At 63.9% G+C, this 19,401-nt stretch carries 18 protein-coding genes; 5 read left to right on the top strand and 13 right to left on the bottom strand.

Translation table 11 applies throughout. The annotated features are described in order from the left end of the window. The 10 genes from GEV02_RS32170 to flhD all read right to left on the bottom strand — a co-directional run. Nucleotides 1-1,599 (bottom strand): methyl-accepting chemotaxis protein (locus GEV02_RS32170; RefSeq protein WP_152841857.1); only part of this gene is annotated, 1,599 nt, incomplete at its 3' end. A 122-nt stretch (nt 1,600-1,721) separates the two neighbouring features. After that, nucleotides 1,722-2,210, bottom strand: a complete 489-nt coding sequence (locus tag GEV02_RS32165; protein WP_152841856.1) for a chemotaxis protein CheW — start codon at nt 2,208-2,210, stop codon at nt 1,722-1,724. 19 nt (nt 2,211-2,229) lie between these two features. Next, nucleotides 2,230-4,425, bottom strand: a complete 2,196-nt coding sequence (cheA, locus tag GEV02_RS32160) for a chemotaxis protein CheA (RefSeq protein WP_152841855.1) — start codon at nt 4,423-4,425, stop codon at nt 2,230-2,232. 45 nt (nt 4,426-4,470) lie between these two features. Continuing rightward, complete coding sequence (locus tag GEV02_RS32155; protein WP_008450079.1) at nt 4,471-4,836, bottom strand: response regulator; 366 nt, start codon at nt 4,834-4,836, stop codon at nt 4,471-4,473. Nucleotides 4,837-4,904: 68 nt separating this feature from the next. After that, the gene (locus GEV02_RS32150) at nt 4,905-5,453 is read right to left on the bottom strand and encodes a hypothetical protein (RefSeq protein WP_008450081.1); all 549 of its coding nucleotides are present in this window, start codon (nt 5,451-5,453) and stop codon (nt 4,905-4,907) included. Nucleotides 5,454-5,491: 38 nt separating this feature from the next. Next, nucleotides 5,492-6,439: a flagellar motor protein MotB gene (motB, locus tag GEV02_RS32145; RefSeq protein WP_152803415.1), complete on the bottom strand. Its 948-nt coding sequence runs from the start codon at nt 6,437-6,439 to the stop codon at nt 5,492-5,494. A gap of 21 nt (nt 6,440-6,460) precedes the next feature. Beyond that, a complete protein-coding gene (gene motA, locus GEV02_RS32140; protein WP_008450084.1) occupies nt 6,461-7,321 on the bottom strand; it encodes a flagellar motor stator protein MotA in 861 nt (286 codons plus the stop codon). A 131-nt stretch (nt 7,322-7,452) separates the two neighbouring features. Then, on the bottom strand, nt 7,453-8,250 hold the full coding sequence (locus tag GEV02_RS32135; RefSeq protein ID WP_328595967.1) for a class I SAM-dependent methyltransferase: 798 nt from the start codon (nt 8,248-8,250) through the stop codon (nt 7,453-7,455). Continuing rightward, nucleotides 8,247-8,792, bottom strand: coding sequence for a flagellar transcriptional regulator FlhC (flhC, locus tag GEV02_RS32130; RefSeq protein ID WP_152803413.1), 546 nt, complete (start codon nt 8,790-8,792; stop codon nt 8,247-8,249). Before flhC ends, GEV02_RS32135 begins: the two co-directional genes overlap by 4 nt. A 26-nt stretch (nt 8,793-8,818) precedes the next feature. Then, nucleotides 8,819-9,136, bottom strand: a complete 318-nt coding sequence (gene flhD, locus GEV02_RS32125; RefSeq protein ID WP_008450090.1) for a flagellar transcriptional regulator FlhD — start codon at nt 9,134-9,136, stop codon at nt 8,819-8,821. 601 nt (nt 9,137-9,737) lie between these two features. Between flhD and kynU the strand changes: the two genes are divergently transcribed. From kynU to GEV02_RS32100, 5 genes are all read left to right on the top strand, one after another. Continuing rightward, entirely contained in the window at nt 9,738-10,988 is a 1,251-nt protein-coding gene (kynU, locus tag GEV02_RS32120; protein ID WP_152841854.1) for a kynureninase, read from the top strand. A gap of 29 nt (nt 10,989-11,017) precedes the next feature. Continuing rightward, entirely contained in the window at nt 11,018-11,899 is an 882-nt protein-coding gene (kynA, locus tag GEV02_RS32115) for a tryptophan 2,3-dioxygenase (protein ID WP_152841853.1), read from the top strand. A gap of 161 nt (nt 11,900-12,060) precedes the next feature. Next, entirely contained in the window at nt 12,061-12,504 is a 444-nt protein-coding gene (locus GEV02_RS32110; protein WP_235923105.1) for a hypothetical protein, read from the top strand. A gap of 98 nt (nt 12,505-12,602) precedes the next feature. Then, entirely contained in the window at nt 12,603-13,130 is a 528-nt protein-coding gene (locus tag GEV02_RS32105; protein WP_152841852.1) for an RBBP9/YdeN family alpha/beta hydrolase, read from the top strand. Nucleotides 13,131-13,188: 58 nt separating this feature from the next. Continuing rightward, entirely contained in the window at nt 13,189-13,794 is a 606-nt protein-coding gene (locus tag GEV02_RS32100) for a CHRD domain-containing protein (RefSeq protein ID WP_152841851.1), read from the top strand. On the opposite strand, the gene GEV02_RS32095 is transcribed toward GEV02_RS32100, so the two are convergent. The 3 genes from GEV02_RS32095 to GEV02_RS32085 all read right to left on the bottom strand — a co-directional run bounded on the left by GEV02_RS32095 (nt 13,795) and on the right by GEV02_RS32085 (nt 19,316). Further along, entirely contained in the window at nt 13,795-15,792 is a 1,998-nt protein-coding gene (locus GEV02_RS32095) for a CocE/NonD family hydrolase (RefSeq protein WP_152841850.1), read from the bottom strand. It lies immediately after the preceding gene. 78 nt (nt 15,793-15,870) lie between these two features. After that, the gene (gene htpG / locus GEV02_RS32090; RefSeq protein WP_152841849.1) at nt 15,871-17,790 is read right to left on the bottom strand and encodes a molecular chaperone HtpG; all 1,920 of its coding nucleotides are present in this window, start codon (nt 17,788-17,790) and stop codon (nt 15,871-15,873) included. A 68-nt stretch (nt 17,791-17,858) separates the two neighbouring features. Further along, nucleotides 17,859-19,316, bottom strand: a complete 1,458-nt coding sequence (locus GEV02_RS32085; RefSeq protein ID WP_152841858.1) for an aminotransferase-like domain-containing protein — start codon at nt 19,314-19,316, stop codon at nt 17,859-17,861. Between the last annotated feature and the right edge of the window lie 85 nt (nt 19,317-19,401).

Raw genomic sequence — 19,401 nt, 5'->3', positions numbered from 1 at the left:
GGCCGGCGCGGCCGGCGCCGCCGCGCGCGCGGCCGGGCGACGGCCCGACTCGTCGTGCGACAGCTTGAAGATGCTGACCGCTTGCGCCAGCAACTCGGCCTGCTCCTGCATGCTCTCGGCCGCCGCGGCCGCTTCTTCGACCAGCGCGGCATTCTGCTGCGTCATCTCGTCCATCTGGGTGATGGCCTGGTTGACTTCCTCGATGCCGTTGCTCTGTTCCTGGGTGGCGGCGGTGATCTCGCCCATGATGTCGGCCACCTGGCGGATCGATGTGACGATCAGGTCCATGGTCTGGCCGGCCTCGTCGACCAGCTTGCTGCCGGCGTCGACCTTGTTGACCGAGTCGCCGATCAGTTCCTTGATTTCCTTGGCGGCGCCGGCCGAGCGTTGTGCCAGGTTGCGCACCTCGGAGGCGACCACCGCGAAGCCGCGGCCCTGTTCGCCCGCGCGCGCCGCTTCGACGGCGGCGTTCAGCGCCAGGATGTTGGTCTGGAAGGCGATGCCGTCGATCACGCCGATGATGTCGACGATCTTGCTGGAGCTGGCCTTGATCGAGCCCATGGTTTCCACCACCTGCGAGACCACGGTACCGCCCTTTTCCGCCACCGACGACGCGGTCACGGCCAGCTGGTTGGCCTGGCGGGCGTTGTCGGCGTTTTGCTTGACGGTCGAGGTCAGCTCTTCCATCGACGACGCCGTCTCTTCCAGCGAGCTGGCCTGCGATTCGGTGCGGGCCGACAGGTCGGCGTTGCCGGAAGCGATTTCCTGCGACGCGGTCGAGATCAGCTCGGTGCCGGTGCGGACATCGCCGACGGTCTTGGCCAGGCTGTCGTTCATGTCCTTGAGCGCCTGCAGCAGCTCGCTGGTCTCGTCCTTGCCTTCGACGTAGACTTGCGAGGTCAGCTCGCCGGCCGCCACTTTCTGCGCGACTTCGACCGCGCCGGCCAGCGGGCCGGTGATCGAGCGGGTGATGACGGCGGCGCAGGCGACACCGATCGCCACCGCGACCCCGCCCAGCACGAACAGCATCACCATCAGGCTGCGGTCGGCCGTGACCGAGCCGGCCATCACATCCTTGGCGGCGGCCTGCTGCATGTCGACCAGCTTGTTGATCAGCGCCAGCGTCTGCTGGTTCAGCGGGTCGATGCGGCCGGAAATGACCTTGGCCGCGCCTTCGCTGTTAAACGCCAGCACCTGGCCGATGGCTTCCTTGAAGGCCTTGTCGGTGTCCGAGTCGAGCGCGGCGATATCGGCCAGCACCTTCTTCTCGGCCTCGTTCAAGCCCTGCGCCTTCAGGCTGGCCAGCGCCTTGTCGTAGCGGGCGCGCTGGTCCTTGACCTTTTGCTCTTCCTTCTGCATCAGGCTGACGTCGGACTGCAGGCCGATGTTGCGCATGGCGATGCCGGTCTCCAGCATCGCGCTCTTCATCGTGCCCGCTTCCAGGTTCTTCTCGGTCGACAGCTCCAGGCCGCCGGTCAGCTTGCTCTTGTTGCTGTAGTTCAGGTAGTTGGTCATCAGGACCATCGCCACCAGGATCGCCAGAATGCTGCCGAAGCCGATGCGCAGCCGTGCGCCAATTTTGAAGTCGCGTAAATTCATGTGGTTTTCTCCCCTATTGCTGTCTGTTCTGTTGTCCGCCGGGTACGGCCTGCGGACCCCGTATCGTTGTGATCGTTGCGGCGCGCACTCTGCCGGGCGCTGTCGCGGGTGGCCGCCGGGCCCTAGGCCGCCAGCTGCTCCATCAAGCCCATTTCGGCGCTCGACATCAGCTTGTCGATGTTCACCAGGATCAGCATACGCTCATCGATGGTGCCCAGGCCGATCATGTAGTCGGAACTGAAGGCGGTGCCCATTTCCGGCGCCGGCTTGACCTGCTCCGGCGTCAGCGTGGTCACGTCCGACACCGAGTCCACCACCATGCCGACGATGCGGCCGCTGATGTTGAGGATGATGACCACGGTGAACTGGTCGTACACCGGCGAGCCGAGGTTGAACTTGATGCGCATGTCGACCACCGGAATGATGATGCCGCGCAGGTTGATCACGCCCTTGATGAACTCGGGGGCGTTGGCGATCCGGGTCACGGTTTCGTAGCCGCGGATTTCCTGCACCTTCAGGATGTCGATGCCGTATTCCTCCGAGCCCAGCGTGAACGCCAGGTATTCGTGGCCGGCGATCTCGTTTGCCCCGGTGGTTAGTACGTCTGCCATGATGGTTTCCTTGATGGGATTAGCTAAAAATCTGTTCGTCAGCGAGCTGGCGGGATGAACGTATCAATGCGGCGACGTCGAGGATCAGCGACACGCCGCCGTCGCCCAGAATGGTGGCGCCGGAAATGCCGGCCACCTTGCGGTAATTCGATTCCAGGTTCTTGACCACCACCTGCTGCTGGCCGACCAGGTCGTCGATGAACAGGCCGGCCTTGCGGCCGTCGGTCTCGATGATGACCACGATGCCCTGGCAGGGGTCGGTGAAGCGCGGCGTGATGCCGAACATCTGGTACAACGGCACCAGCGGCAGGTATTCGCCGCGCACCTTGATGACCCTGCCCTTGCCGGAGATTTCCTTGACGTCTTCCGGCACCGGCTGCAACGATTCGATGACAAAGCCCAGCGGCAGGATGTAGACCTCTTCGCCGACCCGGATCGACATGCCGTCCAGGATCGCCAAGGTCAGCGGCAGCGAGATCGAGATCGTGGTGCCGAAACCCTTGGCCGAGCGGATGTCGACCACCCCGCCCATGGCCGTGATATTGCGCTTGACCACATCCATGCCGACGCCGCGGCCGGAGACGTCGGTCACCTGCTCGGCGGTCGAGAAGCCCGGCGCGAAGATCAGTTGCCAGACTTCGGCGTCGCTCATGTTCTCGTGCAGCGGCAAGCCGTTCTGCTCGGCCTTGGCCAAAATCCGTTCGCGGTTCAGGCCGCCGCCATCGTCCGACACTTCGATGATGATGTTGCCGCCCTGGTGGGAGGCCGACAGGAACAGGCGGCCGGCGTCGCTCTTGCCGGCGGCGCGGCGCACGTCCGGCATTTCGATGCCGTGGTCAATCGAGTTGCGCACCAGGTGGGTCAGCGGGTCGACGATGCGCTCGATCAGGCCCTTGTCCAGTTCGGTGGCGGCGCCGTTGGTGATGAAGTCGACCTTCTTGCCCAGCTTGGCCGCGAGGTCGCGCACCATGCGCGGGAAGCGCGAGAACACGAAGTCCATCGGCATCATGCGGATCGACATCACCGCTTCCTGCAGGTCGCGGGTGTTGCGGGTCAGCTGGCTGACGCTATTGAGCAGGCGCTCGTGCACCATCGGGTCCAGCGTGTCGACGCGCTGCTCGATCATCGCTTGCGTGATGACCAGCTCGCCCACCAGGTTGATCAGCTGGTCGACCTTTTCGATCGATACGCGGATCGACGACGATTCGGCGCCGGGGCCGGGGCCGCCCTTCTCTTCCTTCTTGGCGGCTTTCTTTTCCTCGTCGGCGGCTTGCTGCTGCACCGTCGGCGCGGCCTCGGCGACGATGCCGGCCGCCGCGCGGATCTGCTCGACCGGCTGGAAGAAACCATAGCCCTGCGCATCCTCGGCGCCCGACTGGGCGGCGGCGCGGATTTCATCGAGCGGCTGGAAGAAGCCGTAGCCCTCGCCGCCCTTGGCGGCCGGGTGCAGCTCGGTCTCGTCGAAGAAGCCGTAGCCCAGCGCGCTCTCGACCTTGGAGCGCTCGGCGTTTTCCAGCTTGGCCTGTTTGGCGTCGAGCGCCGGCAATTCGGTGACGACCATGTCGTCGGGGTTCAGCACGAAGGAGCAGATGGCGATGATGTCGTCCAGGCTCTCGTGGGTGGTGACCACCATGGCGTTGCGGTCGTGGTCCAGCGGCGTGATCGAGACATGGCCCATCAGGCCCAGCTCGGCGCCCAGGGCGGTCACTTCGCGGTGCACCATGGCCGGCAGTTCGAGCCGGTAGCGGCGGCCGCCGCTGTGGTCGACCACCTTGGCCTCGCCGGCGTGGAACGATGGCGCCACCGGGGCCATGGCCGCCAGCGGCACGTCCTGCGCCAGCGATTGCAGCATCATGCGCACGTCGCCGACCGCGTCCTGGTCGACCACCGCGCCGTGGCGGTGGCCGTCGAGCTGCATCTTGAGGATGTCCTTGGCCGCCAGGAAGGCGTCCACATGCTCGGAGGTCAGCGCCATCTCGCCCTTGCGGATGCGGTCCAGCAGGGTTTCCAGGATGTGGGTCACTTCCGTCATGTCGGTGACGCCGAACGTCGACGCGCCGCCCTTGACGGAATGGGCGGTGCGGAAGATCGCGTTCAGATCCTCGGGGTCCGGTTGCTCGACGTTGACGGCCAGCAGCAGCCGTTCCATTTCCGCCAGCAGTTCCTCGGCCTCATCGAAAAAGACCTGGAAAAACTGGCTTATATCGATGGTCATGGGGATACTCCGTAAGTTTCGCTCAGCATCATTGCACGCGCCTTATCAGCCGATGACCTTCTTCACTACCTCGATGAGCCGCTGGGGATCGAAAGGCTTGACCAGCCAGCCGTTGGCGCCGGCGGCGCGGCCCTTGGCTTTCATCTCGTCGGACGATTCGGTGGTCAGCATCAAAATCGGCGTCTTCTGGTAGGCCGGCAGTTCGCGCAGCAGCTTGATCAGCTGCAGGCCGTCCATGCGCGGCATGTTCTGGTCGGTCAGCACCAGGTCGACGCTTTGCAGCTTGGCTTTTTCCAGGCCGTCCTGGCCGTCCACCGCTTCCACCACCAGGTAGCCGGCCGCTTTCAGGCTGAAGGCCACCATCTGGCGCAGGGAACTGGAATCATCAACTGCAAGTATTGTCTTGGCCATCTTGGTTCTCACTCTTATCAATGCGGACCGGAGTCCGTTCTTTTAAAACAATCGGTAGGTCGCGGCGCTCAAAACAGTTCGATGTCGCCGCTCTCCAGGTGTTGTTGACTGACGGCCTTGCGCAGCACGCTGCGCAGCTCCAGGCTCTGGATCGCCAGCGCCATGCTGACCTTGCCCAGCAGCGCGACGATTTCCTCGTTGTCGCTCTCGGGCAGCATCTCGGCGCCGTGCGCGCCCAGCGTGCCGAGGAACTCGCGCAGGCCGGTCACGCGTTTCAGCGTGCGGTCGATCAGCTGGCTGGTCATGTCCTGGAACTGCAGGCTGGTGATGGCGGCGTTGACGTAGCCGCCCACCTGGCCCTGCAGCGCCTCCAGCTGGGCGCGCTGTTCGGCGCTGGCGGTGCCGCCGTCGAGCAGCAGCTGGATCGTCGCCTGCTCGGCCTCGACCGCCTGGTGGATGGCCATGAAGTTGAAGGACAGCTTTTCGATCGCTTCCTCCAGCAGCAGGCCGGTCTGGATCAGGTCGGTTTCGACCTCGGTTAAATGCTTGCGTCCATGGTCAGACACGCCCGACAGCAGGCGTTTTACATGTGAGCCCAGGATTTTTTTTCTCGTCATAACAGTCTCGTTGTTCCGCTTGCCGTACTTGTTGCGTGCTACTTGCGCACCGGCGGACCGGCCGGCGCCGGCGCCGGCGGCGCGGCCGGCTGGCCGTCCTCGGCGCCCACTTCCATCTGGCGCGCGCCGTCGCGCATCACGTTTTCCTCGGTGCGCTTGTTCATCACGATGATGCTGATGCGGCGGTTGATCGGGTTGAACGGGTCGGCCTTGTCGAGGTTGGCGGCCGAGGCCAGTCCCACCACGCGCAGCACCTTGGCGTCGGCCATGCCGCCGGCGATCAGCTCGCGCCGCGAGGCGTTGGCGCGGTCGGCCGACAATTCCCAGTTGCTGTAGCCGGCGTCGCTCAGGTAAGGCGTCGAATCGGTGTGGCCGGACAGGCCGATCTTGTTCGGCACGTCGTTCAGCACGAAACCGATTTCGTGCAGGATCTCGCGCGTGTACGGTTGCAGCTCGGCCTTGGCCAGCGCGAACATCGGGCGGTTTTGCTCGTCGACGATCTGGATCCGCAAGCCTTCGCTGGTGATGTCGAGCAGCAGCTGTTCCTTGTATTTCTTCAGCAGCGGGTTGGCCTCGATCTTGGCTTCGATCTTTTCCTTCAAGGCTTTCAGGCGCTGGTTTTCCTCGGCTTCCAGCGCGGCCTTGGCGGCGGTCAGATTAAAGGTTTTCTTGATCTGCGGATCGTCGCTGGCCTTGACCTGGCCGTCGCGCCGCGTCAAATCCTTGCCACCGCCGGGGATCACCGACGAACTGTCGCCGCTGCCCGAGCCGCCCTGCATCGCCACCTTCAGCGGCGTCTTGAAGTATTCGGAAATGCCGTTCAAGTCGCCCTTGGTGGTCGAACCCAGCAGCCACATCAGCAGGAAGAAAGCCATCATCGCCGTCACGAAGTCGGCATACGCGATCTTCCACGCGCCGCCATGGTGGCCGCCGCCGCCCTTCTTGATGCGCTTGACGATAATCGGCCGCAAGCCCTCTTCAGCCATGGCGATTCCTTATGGTTACTGTCACTTGGACTTCGATTTCTTGATATGGTCTTCCAGCTCGGCGAAGGTCGGGCGCTCGGTCGAGTACAGCACCTTGCGGCCGAATTCCACCGCCAGCGCCGGCGCGTAGCCGTTCAGGCTGGCCAGCAGCGTGACCTTGACGCACTGGTACATCTTGGTCGATTCATCGAGCTTTTGCTCCAGCAGGCTGGCCAGCGGGCCGACGAAGCCGTAGGCCAGCAGAATCCCGAGGAAGGTGCCGACCAGCGCGTGGGCGATCAGGATGCCCAGCTCGGCCGGCGGCAAGCCCACCGATTCCATCGTGTGCACCACGCCCATCACCGCCGCCACGATGCCGAACGCCGGCATGCCGTCGCCCAGCTTGGCGATCGCGTGCGCCGGCACGGCGTGCTCGTGGTGGTGGGTGTCGATCTCGTTGTCCATCAGGTTCTCGATCTGGAACGCATCCATATTCCCCGACACCATCAGGCGCAGGTAATCGGTCATGAACTCGACGATGTGGTGGTCTTCCAGCACGCTCGGATACTTGCTGAACAGCGGGCTTTGCTCCGGGCTGTCGATATCGCCTTCGATCGACATCAAGCCTTCCTTGCGCACCTTGGACAGGACGTCGAACAGCAGCGACATCAGCTCCATGTACAAATCCTTGGTGTAGCGCGAGCCCTTGAACAGCGTCGGCACGGCGGCCAGCGTGGCTTTCAGCGCCTTGCCGTTGTTACCGACCAGGAAGGCGCCCAGCGCGCCGCCGCCGATCATCACCAGCTCCAGCGGCTGCAGCAGCGCGGCCAGATGCCCGCCGTTCATGGCGAAGCCGCCGAACACGCCGACGCAGACCACTACATATCCAATTATGACTAACAAGCGCCCTGACTCCCCAGAATGAAAACGGCACGCATCATACCTAACAAACGACCGTTTTCAATAAATTTACATGTAGAACTACAATAGCGTGACTAGGGGGGAGCGGGCAAGAGAATAACGCGAAATGATGCTTAAAAGTACCATATGTAGAGAGCGGCGCCGCCCTCTGTGGCGTGAATGGTCTGATCGGGCGCACGGGCGTCGATGGCAAACTCGTAGCTGATGAGCATGGCGCCGGGCTGCATTTCGGCGGCGGCCTTGCGCCACAGGCCATCCATCGCGGCCGGCGACAGGTAGGCGAACACCAGCTCGTATTGGGCGAAGTCGAGCTGCTCGTAATCGCCCAGCGTGAAGCGGGCGCGGCTGCCGGCCAGCGCGGCGCGCAGGCGGCTGGCCAGCCACGGCAGCGGCGCCAGTTCGATGCCGCCGCACTCGGCGTCGGGCCGCTGGCGCGCCAGGTACAGCACCAGTCCGCCCAGGCCGCTGCCGATGTCGATCACGCGCAGGCGCTGGCCGGCGGCCGGCGGCGGCAGCACTTGACGTACCGCATCCCAGACCGCCGGGCGCGACGGGTAGTACGGCACTTGCGTGCGGAAGGTCGACCAGTACAGGCCCAGCAGCAGCAGGAAGGCCGCCAGGAACAGCCACGGCGGCAGTTGCAGCGCCAGCGCCGCCAGCAGCGCGGCCGGGAACAGCAGCTGGATCGCGCGCCACCACACGGCCAGGCCCAGCTTCCAGCTCAGGCTGGCCGCGAGCAGGCCCTGCACCAGCACCAGGCTGCGGCCGTCGACGTCAAAACGGAAACTGGCCATCACGTACAGGATGGCCAGGGTCAGGGGCGCGGCGCCGCACTGGATCAGCAGCGCCCGCACGGCGGGCGCGCGGGCCAGGCGCCGGAAATAGGAGTCGGGGCGGGACGGCCGGTTCACGCGGCCAGGGCGTCGGCGTCGCGCGCCTTCTTGGTCTTGCCGGCACGCGAAGGCATGTGGCACAGGCCGCAGACATAGCTGCCGTTCAAGTCCATGCAGTTGACCACGAACTTGCCCTGGCATTTGCCGCAAGGCGCCAGTTCCAGCATGCGGCTGCTGAAGAAGCGCACCAGGGTCCAGGCGCGGGTCAGCGACAGCAGCGGCTCCTCGCCTGCTTCCGGCGGCATTTGCTCCAGGTACAGCTTGTAGGCTTTCATGACCGCTTCGATGCCGGTGGCGCCGGCGTGCTCGGTCAGGAATTTGTGAATATTGATGAACAGCGAAGCGTGGATGTTCGGCTGCCAGGTCAGGAACCAGTCGGTGGAAAACGGCAGCATGCCCTTCGGCGGCGATACACCCTTGAGTTCCTTGTACAGCTTGAGCAGGCGTTCGCGCGACAGCGACACTTCCGACTCCAGCAGCTGCAGACGCGCGCCCAGCTGTATCAGTTCGATGGCCAGCTGGATTTCCTGGGCTTCCGTCACTACGCTTTTCTTGGTCATGATCTGTGCTCCGGGCGGCTGGTCAATTAAGCGATTTCTTCGACGGCCTGGCCGGCCATCAGGATGGCGGCGTGCGACTGGGCCAGCACCCGGTCTTTATTGTAATTGGTCAGCATCGACAGGATGGCGCTGTCGTCGAAGCGGAAGCGGGCCAGCATCATGTTGCCGCCTGCCAGTTTCAGGATCTGGGCGTTGCTCATGCCCTCGATCAGGTCGGCGATCTCTGCGGCGATGCCGAGGCGGAAGATCGCGGTGACTTTGTCGGCGCGTATCATCTGCTGGGCCAACATCAGGTAGCTCAGGTTGGCGTCGCGAATTTCAGCCATCATATCGTTAGCGGTCATTTCCATCTCCTAGTCCGTGATCTGCACTGCGGAACACAATTGCGTTTCCAGTGAGATACATTCTGCGGGAGCAACAAAAATACGAGTAGAGGATGTCCTCCGTATTTTTCGTCGGGAAATAGCGGGCACGACCCGTCGGTGTTTGTCTGACAAACACTCGCAGATCGCTCATCCACGCCCTTGCGGCGCGGGTTTCATAAGGTCCAAGATCTTCAAAAAAGTCCTGTCGTGAAACGAAAAATAGTCTGTACGGCGACTCTTTTTTGCTACATCTAACCCGGTTACGGCAGCATTTCGAGGAACTTTAGGGTTTCCGCAAAAATATTTTGAAGTATTTTCGACTATCGCTTTGCCACCTGATGGCGCTTTTCCGCTCATCATGAAACTGGTAACGGCAGCGTTTTGGGGAACTTTAGGGTTTTTTTGAAAAAAATCGAAAATAATTTAAAAAAAGTCGCAAGCCCAGCAAACATGCGGGTTTGCAGGCACCCCAAGGGCCTGGCGTTGGGCTCCGAACGGGGTTCGCCCCGGATATTTCGGGTTACACTGGCAACTTATTGAAGCCTAAAGCATTTCACCTAGCCCGCAAGGAAGTTACATAATGACAACTCGCAACGACTGCCTGGCCCGCGACGCGCAAGATCCGCTCGCCGCCCTGCGCGACCAGTTCGACCTGCCGCCGCAGGTGATTTATTTGGATGGCAACTCTTTAGGCGCCCGCCCCAAGGCCGCGCTGCCGCGCGCCCAGCAGGTGATCGCCCAGGAATGGGGTCATGACCTGATCCGCAGCTGGAACACCGCCGGCTGGTTCGACCTGCCCAAGCGCCTGGGCAACCGCCTGGCCCCGCTGATCGGCGCCGACGACGGCGAGGTGGTCGTCACCGACACCACCTCGGTCAACCTGTTCAAGGCGCTGGCCGCCGCGCTGCACATGCAGGCCGCCGACCCGGCCCGCCAGGCGCGCCGCGTGATCGTCACCGAACGCTCCAACTTCCCGACCGACATCTATATGGCCCAGGGCCTGAGCAGCTGGCTGGAGCGAGGCTACAGCGTCAAGCTGGTCGACTCGGTGGAGGAACTGCCGGCCGCCATCGGCGCCGACACCGCCGTCGTCATGCTCACCCACGTCAACTACCGCACCGGCTACCAGCACGACATGCGCGCCACCAGCGCCCTGGCCCACGCCGCCGGCGCGCTGATCGTCTGGGATCTGGCGCACTCGGCCGGCGCGGTGCCGGTCGCCCTGAACGACGACGGCGCCGACCTCGCGGTGGGCTGCACGTATAAATACCTGAACGGCGGCCCCGGCTCGCCGGCCTTCATCTGGGTGCCGCGCAAGCACCAGGCCGCCTTCCGCCAGCCGCTGTCGGGCTGGTGGGGCCACGCCGCGCCGTTCGCCATGGCGCCCGACTTCGCGCCCGCCGACGGCATCGGCCGCGCGCTGTGCGGCACCCAGCCGGTGGTGTCGCTGGCCATGGTCGAATGCGGCCTGGACGTGTTCGGCCAGACCAGCATGGCCGCCATCCGCGCCAAGTCGCTGGCCCTGACCGACCTGTTCATCACGCTGGTCGAACAGCGCTGCGCCGATCATCCGCTGGGTCTGGTCACGCCGCGCGAACATGCGCGCCGAGGCAGCCAGGTCAGCTTCACCCATCCGCACGGCTACGCGGTGATGACGGCGCTGATCGCGCGCGGCGTCATCGGCGACTACCGTGAACCGGCCATCATGCGCTTCGGCTTCACGCCGCTGTACAGCAGCTATGCCGACGTCTGGGACGCGGTGGAAATCCTGCGCGACATCCTGGACCGCCAGGATTACAACGTCGACGCCAAGCGCGACGCCGTGACCTGAACGCGTGACTTAATAACGAGATAAACGATATGAGCGATTCCAAAGAAACCGCCAGCGGCTGCCCGATGCACGCCGCCGCCCCCGCCGCCGACGCCCAGTGGCACGGCGCGGATATGGACTTCAGCAACAAGATGAGCTACGGCGACTATCTGGGCCTGGACCAGATCCTCACCGCCCAGCACCCGCTGTCGCCCAACCACAATGAGATGTTGTTCATCGTCCAGCACCAGACCAGCGAACTGTGGATGAAGCTGATGCTGCACGAAATGCACGCAGTGCGCGCCCACCTGCAATCAGACGATCTGGCGCCAGCCTTCAAGATGCTGGCCCGCGTGGCCCGCATTATGGACCAGCTGGTGCACGCATGGGACGTGCTCGCCACGATGACGCCACCGGAATACACCGCCATCCGCCCCTACCTGGGCGCATCGTCGGGCTTCCAGTCCTACCAGTACCGCGAGATCGAATTCATCCTCGGCAACAAGAACGCCGCCCTGCTCAACGTCCACACCACCGCGCCCGACGCGTTTGCCGTGCTGGACAAGGCGCTGCGCGAACCCTCGGTCTACGACGAAGCGATCAAACTGCTGGCCCGCAACGGCCTGCCCGTCTCCGCCGAGCGCCTCAACGCCGACTGGACACTGCCGACCGCCGCCGACGAATCCGTCAAGGAAGCATGGCTGGAAGTCTACCGCGACCCAAGCCGCCACTGGGCGCTGTACGAGCTGGCAGAAAAACTGGTGGACCTGGAGACCGCGTTCCGCTTCTGGCGCTTCCGCCATGTCACCACGGTCGAGCGCATCATCGGCTTCAAGACCGGCACCGGCGGCACGGCCGGCGTCAGCTACCTGCGCAAGATGCTCGACGTGGTTCTGTTCCCAGAACTGTTCGCCCTGCGCACCGCCCTCTGAGATTGCCACGAGAATACACACCATGGGTAGTACCGCATTCTCCTTATAGCAAACCTACTGAATCTTCTCCTGAAATCTACTGAATTGAACTTCCTGCTACTGCGCCGGTCTAACTCAGTAGCCAGAAGCAGAATTCAGTAGATTTCAGTAAGGAGAAAAGTATGTTTGCCACAATGAGCGTGCAGGTCTCCCCCATCACCCTGCTCGCGCTGATGGAACGGCTACGCGAAACCGGCGCCAGCCGCACCGCGCGGCTACCAATGGAAAACGCTGCTCCTGCCCGAAGGCACATGGCTGCGCATGGCCTAGCCAGCGGCTACGCCGACAGTGTGCGCAACGCGTGGCAAGACATCTCCATCCGCATGCCCGGCGAAAAGAACTGGAAAATCGCCGACGTCCGCCGCCGCGAACTGGCCCGCGCCACAGCCGCCCCTGCAGCTCCCGCGGCCCCGACCGCAGCTGCCGCAACGCCGGCGGCTTCATCCAACGCCGCGCATATGCCCGCAGCACAACCGGCACCCCGTGACACCACTCCCGCCCAAGGCTTGACCGAGCCCGAACGCAGGAAATACCGCTTCCGCCTGGAGGACGTCGCATTCGATTGAAGACATTTGTCCATGCTTGCGCAAACTGCCAACGCCAGCGAAACAAGCGCCCCCAGCCGAAGTAAGATAAACACCATCTTACCCAGCAAGGAAACCGCATGGATTACGAAGTACTGACCCTGGCCGGCCTGTGGAACTCCGGCCCCGCCCACTGGCAAACGCAATGGGAACGCAAATACCCGCACTGGATCCGCGTCCAGCACCGCGACTGGGAGACGCCCGACAGCACCGAATGGGTGGCCGAACTGGAAGCCGCCATCGCGCAATGCCAGCGCCCGCCGGTACTGGCCGCGCACAGCCTGAGCTGCTCGCTGGTCGGCCGCTGGGCCGCCTCCGGCTCGCAATTGAAAATCGCCGGCGCCTTCCTGGTCGCCCCCAGCTACCCCGACTGCACCAGCGGCTTCCAGCCCATGCTGCTGCAACACCTGCCCTTCCCCAGCCTGGTGATCGCCAGCAGCGACGACCAATACGTCAGCCCGCAGCGCGCCCGCCAGTTCGCGCAAGCCTGGGGCAGCGACTACGTCGAGATAGGCAACGCCGGCCACATCAACGGCGACGCAGGCTACGGCCCCTGGCCCGAAGGCGAAAAATTACTGCACGATTTCTGCGAAAAACTGCATCGCTGACGGAACTTCCACGCCCCAGCCCCCTCTAACTGTCATCAAGAACAAGGAGGGAAGAAAGATGAACCAGCGTATCCGCAATTGCGCGGCGGCCGCCGCCCTGCTGCTGACGGCCATGACGGCCATGACGGCCAGCGCCACCAACTACACCGCCATCCTCACCGGCCCGCAGGAATCGCCGCCCAACACCTCGCCCGCCATCGGCGCGGCGGTCGTCAAGTTCGACCCCGTCAGCCACATACTGGAAGTGGACGTCGCCTTCAGCGGCCTGATCTTGCCGAGCACCATCTCGCACATCCATTGCTGCACTACCACACCCGGCGCTGGCGTGGCCGGCGTGGCGACCGAAGTTCCGACCTTCGGCGGCTTCCCTATGGGCGTAACGAGCGGCGCCTACACCAACACCTACAACACCTCGTTGACGGCCAGCTGGAATCCGGCCTTCCTGAGCGGCCACGGCGGCACCACGGCCGGCGCCGAAGCAGCCTTCGCGACCGGATTGAACGCCGGCGAGGCCTACCTCAACATCCACAGCGAGCGCTACCCGGGCGGCGAAATACGCGGCTTCCTGACAACCGCCCCGGTACCCGAACCAGCCACCATCGCCATGCTGGGCCTGGGCGTACCAGCCGTGCTGCTGATGGCGCGACGCCGCCGCAAGATGTAACTAGCGCGTCGCGCCGACCAGCGGCAGCTCGATGTAACTGTCGTGATAAATGCGCTGAGTCGCCTTTTTGTAGTCGGCCGGCTGCGCGTAGAAGATATTCGGCACAAAGGTCTGCGGGTTGCGGTCGTACAGCGGGAACCAGCTCGACTGCACCTGCACCATGATGCGATGTCCCGGCAGGAACACATGGTTCGCGGTCGGCAACGCGAAGCTATACGGCAAGGCCGTGTTGGCAGCAATCGGCTTGGCCGTCTCCAGACTCTCGCGATAACGGCCACGGAAGATATCGCCCGACACCATCAGCTGATAGCCGCCCATCTCCGGCTGCGCCGCCACCTGGTCCGGATAAACGTCGATAAGCTTGACGACCCAGTCCGCATCCGTGCCGCTGGTGGACGCCAGCAGATGCGCGACCGGCTCGCCGCTGATTTTCACCGGCGCCGTCAGCACGTCGGTCGTGTAAGTCAACACATCGGTGCGCCCCGACGCCTCGCGCTGATCGTCGACCAGCCAGCGCGGCCACGTCTGCCCCTTGGCCTCGTCATAACCGTAAGGTGCGATAGGCCGCGCGCGGTAAGGCACAGGCTTGGCCGGATCGGACACATATTCATCGAACGCCGCCCGCTGCGCCGGCGCCGAGGCGGGCCGCGACGCCGCATTCGTCAAGCTCAGCCGCGAGTTGGCCGCCAGCTTCAGCGTGGCCGGCGCGATCGCACAGCCGCTGACGCAGCCGCTAGGCCAACTGTTCAGCGAACGCCACTTGTTGCTGCCCGTCTCGAACGCCGACACCGGCGCAATCTGCTCCGACGGCGCATCATCCTTCAGATAGCGGTCCAGGAAAGGCCGCAAAATCTCCTGTCGAAAATGCAGCGCCGTATCGCTGTTAAAGCGCAGCGCCCCCAGCCGGCTGCCATCGCCGATGGCCCCGCCATGATTCCACGGCCCCAGCGCCAGAAACACCTTGCCATCCTGATCGCGCGGCTTGATCGCCTTGTACACCGCGATCGCGCCATAAATATCCTCAGCATCCCACAGACTATGCACCAGCAAGGTAGGCACCGTCACCGGCTGCGCCCCCAGGATCCGGTCCATCGCCTGCCCGCGCCAGAACGCGTCATAGCTCGGATGGGCGACGATCTTGCGCCAGAACCCGCTCTGCTCCACGCCGCGCTGACGGGCCAGCTCGCCCACCGAACCGGCGCGGATGAACATATCGTAGTCGTCGTAATGGCTGGTGTACCACTTGGCCTCATTGCGCCGCGTCACCACCTGCTCCAGCACATACGACAGATTGACCTGCCGGAACGCGCCGTTGTGGAACCAGTCGTCGCCGCGCCAGCCATCGACCATCGGATTCATCGGCACCGCCGCCTTCAGCGCCGGATGCGGATTCACCAGCGCCATCAGCGGCAAAAATCCATCGTAGGAAATGCCGATAATGCCCACCTTGCCATTCGTCTCAGGAATATTCTTGACCAGCCACTCGATGGTGTCCCAGGTATCGGTAGCATGATCGACCGGCGTCGGATTGAGCGCGCTGCCGCTGAGCGCCCGGTTCATCACATAATCGCCCTCCGAGCCATACTTGCCGCGCACATCCTGCACCACGCGGATATAACCACCCTCGACGACGACATCGGCCGCATTGTCATAGCCCTGCAGGATGGACTCCATCTGCGAGCTCTCGTTATGGCTGGTCAGCTCGGCAGCGTTGTAAGGGGTACGCGTCAGCAAGATAGGAGCATTACGCGCCTTGCGCGGCACGATGACCACCGTATTAAGCTTGACGCCATCGCGCATCGGCACCATCACCGAGCGCTTGACATAGTCATACCCATCGACCGGCGCCTTGAACTCATCAGGCGTCTCGCTCGGCAGTGCGGGATACATCGGGGAAGCCGCCACGCCCGGCGTCGATGCCGGCAGCGTATTCTGGGCCAGGACGGCCTGTGCGGATAAAACGAAGGCGCCAGTCAGCGCCAGCACGATCTTATTCATGAATATCCCGGGAGCTGAGCCAGTGAAACCTCAACATAGCACAACTCCCGGGACGGGTCTTACCAGATTACTTGCCGATTACTTGCTCGCGCCGTTCAGCAGCATCTCATTCAAACGCTTGACGAACGTAGCCGGATCGCTCAGCGAGCCGCCCTCGGCCAGCAGCGCCTGATCGAACAGGATGTTGGCCCAGTCGCTGAACGCGCTGCCCGCCTCCTCGTACTTCAGGCGCGTCACCAGCGGGTGATTCGGATTGATCTCCAGGATAGGCTTGGACTCCGGCGCACTCTGGCCAGCCGCCTTCAGCATGCGCAGCAGGTTGCCCGACAGCTCATGCTCATCCGCCACCAGACAAGCCGGCGAATCGGTCAGACGGAACGTCACGCGCACATCCTTGGCCTTGTCCGACAAGGCTTCCTTCATCTTGCCGACCAAATCCTTGTACGAAGTCTCGGTCTCCTCGTGCTCCTTCTTCTCGGCCTCGTCTTCCAGCGCGCCCAGATCCAGACCACCCTTAGCCACCGACACCAGCTCCTTGCCTTCGAACTCGGTCAGGAAGGACAGCATCCACTCGTCCACGCGATCGGTCAGCAGCAGCACTTCCACGCCCTTCTTGCGGAAGATCTCCAGATGCGGCGAGTTCTTCGCAGCGACGTAGTTATCGGCCGTAACGTAGTAAATCTTGTCCTGGCCTTCCTTCAGACGCGCCACATACTGCTCCAGCGAGACGCTCTGCTCGTCGTTGTCGTTGGCGGTCGAAGCGAAGCGCAGCAGCTTGGCCAGACGGTCCTTGTTGACCGCGTCCTCGCCCACGCCCTCTTTCAGCACCTGGCCGAATTCCTTCCAGAAGGTGACATACTTGTCCTTCTTCTCCTGCTCATCCGCGTTCGCCAGCTCTTCCAGCATGCCGATCACACGCTTGGTCGAACCATCGCGTATCACCTTCACATCGCGCGACTCCTGCAGGATCTCGCGCGACACGTTCAGCGGCAGGTCGGCCGAATCGATCACGCCCTTGACCATGCGCAGATAGGCCGGCATCAGCTGCTCGGCATCGTCCATGATGAACACGCGCTTGACGTACAGCTTGATGCCGCCACGCTTGTTGCGGTCCCATAGATCGAACGGCGCCTTGGCCGGAATGTACAGCAGCTGCGTGTACTCGCTGCGGCCTTCCACGCGGTTGTGCGTATGCGTCAGCGGCGCCTGGAAGTCGTGCGACACGTGCTTGTAGAATTCCTCGTACTGCTCCGGCGTGATGTCAGCCTTGTTGCGGGCCCACAGCGCGCTGGCCTGGTTCACGGTTTCCAGCTCGTCCTTGACGACGGTTTCCTTCTTCTCCTCGTCCCACTCTTCTTTCGCCATCACGATAGGCAGCGAGATATGGTCCGAGTACTTGCGGATGATGGACTTGATCTTCCACGACGACAGCAATTCGTCCTCGCCCTCGCGCAGATGCAGGATGATGTCGGTACCGCGGCCCGGCTTCTCGATCTGCTCGACCGAGTAATCGCCCTGGCCTTCGGATTCCCAGCGCACGCCTTCGGAGGCGGCCGCGCCGGCGCGGCGGGTTTCAACGGTGATCTTGTCGGCCACGATGAAGCCCGAGTAGAAGCCCACGCCGAACTGGCCGATCAGGGCCGCGTCCTGCTGCTGGTCGCCCGACAGCTTGCCAAAGAATTCCTTGGTGCCCGATTTGGCGATGGTGCCCAGGTGCGAGATCGCCTCGTCGCGGCTCATGCCCACGCCGTTGTCGGAAATGGTGATGGTGCGCGCAGCCTTGTCGAAGGCCACCTTGATCTTCAGTTCATGGTCGTTGCCATACAGGGCGTCGTTGTTGATCGCCTCGAAGCGCAGCTTGTCGGACGCGTCGGACGCATTCGAAATCAGCTCGCGCAGGAAAATCTCTTTATTCGAGTACAGCGAGTGGATCATCAGCTGCAGCAGCTGCTTCACTTCCGCTTGAAAGCCCAGGGTTTGCTTATCGGTGTCTGCCATTTTAAAAGCCTCAATAGTCTTGTGGTTGATACACAGGTTGGACGAAAGTGGGGATTATAAGAGGGTTTTCAAGAGCGGCCCAGCTCCCGCTCGAAGAAACGCCACACCGCCGGCTCCTGCATCGCCGCCACATTGAGCCGCATGCGGGTCGACGGCAGCTGCTTGGGCGAGAACAGGCTGCCCGGCGCCAGCAGCAGATTGTGCGCCATCGCCCGTTCGGTCAGCACATTGGTGTCGCAGCCCGCATCGGCCCACACGAACATGCCGGCCGGCGGCGCCACGTCCACCTTCAGCCCCACCCGCTCCATCTGGCGTATCGTCTTGGCGCGGATCGCGTCGAGCCGCGCGCGCACCCGGTCCGTATGCTTGCGGAACGAGCCCTCCGACAGCACCTTGTACACCACCCGCTCGCCGATATCGCTGGTGGTCAGCATGGTCAGCATCTTGCGGTCGGCCAGGCGCTCGGCCCGTTCGGCCGACGCCGCGATGAAGCCGACCCGCAGATTGGCCGCCATCGTCTTCGAGAAGCCGCCCAGGTAGATCACCCGCTGCAGCTGGTCCAGCGCCGCCAGCCGCGTGGCCGGCTGCACCGCGCTGCCGGGATGCAGGTCGCAGTAGATGTCATCCTCGACGATGATGAAGTCATGCTCCTCCGCCAGCCGCAACACCTGGAAGGCCTTGGCCGCCGACAGCGAGGTCGAACTCGGGTTGTGCAGCACCGAGTTGATGATGTACAGCTTGGGCTTGTGCAGCGCCGCCAGTTCGGCCAGTTGCGCGATGTCCGGGCCGTCGCCCAGGCGCGGAATGCCCACCACCTTGGCGCCCAGCGCCGCGAAGGAGCCGAACATCAGGAACCAGGCCGGATCGTCGACGAAGATGGTGTCGCCCGGCCGCGTGAACTCGCGCGCCACCAGGTCCAGCGCCTGCGTCACGCCGGCCGTGGTGACGATCTGCTCCGGCGCCGCCGCGATCTCCAGCTCGGCGAACTTCAGCTGCAACTGCTGGCGCAGCGGCAGGAAGCCCTGCGGCACGCCGTAGCTGACCAGCAGATTGGCGTTCTGCCGGCTCACCGAACGGAGCGCGTTGGCGATGGCCGCGCCGTCCAGCCAGTCCGGCGGCAGCACGCCGGTGCCGGGCGTCTGCCCGTGCGGCATCTGGCGGAACATATTCCGCACCAGCCAGACCACATCGATAGGCTGGACGCCGAGGCGTTCGCGCTCACGTTCGGTCTCCCCGGCCCGGCGCTTCCCGCCCGGCCGCCGCTGCGCCAGGTCCATCTCCAGCGCCGCCGGTTCGCGCACGAAGAAACCGGCGCCCCGGCGTGACTCCAGATGGCCCGAGGCCACCAGCTTGTCGTAGGACGCCACCACCGTGAACGCCGACACCCCATGCGCCGCCGCGAACGCCCGGATCGACGGCATGCGCGCACCGCCGCGCAGCAGGCGGTCATCGATACGCGCCGCCACCGAACGCACGATCTGGTCGATCAGCGTCTCGCCGGACTCGCGCGACAGCAATCCCAGCATGGCGCCGGACTGCGCCGCCTTGGCCCGCCCGGCCCGCGCCGCCGGCACCGAAGCCACCGCAGGCCCCGGCGCCGCCGCAGCCACC

It is taken from the genome of Rugamonas aquatica (assembly GCF_009380215.1).
Lineage (GTDB): Bacteria > Pseudomonadota > Gammaproteobacteria > Burkholderiales > Burkholderiaceae_D > Rugamonas > Rugamonas aquatica_B.
The sequence above is the reverse complement of the archived record's forward strand: the minus strand, read 5'-3'. Positions and strand labels throughout refer to the sequence as shown.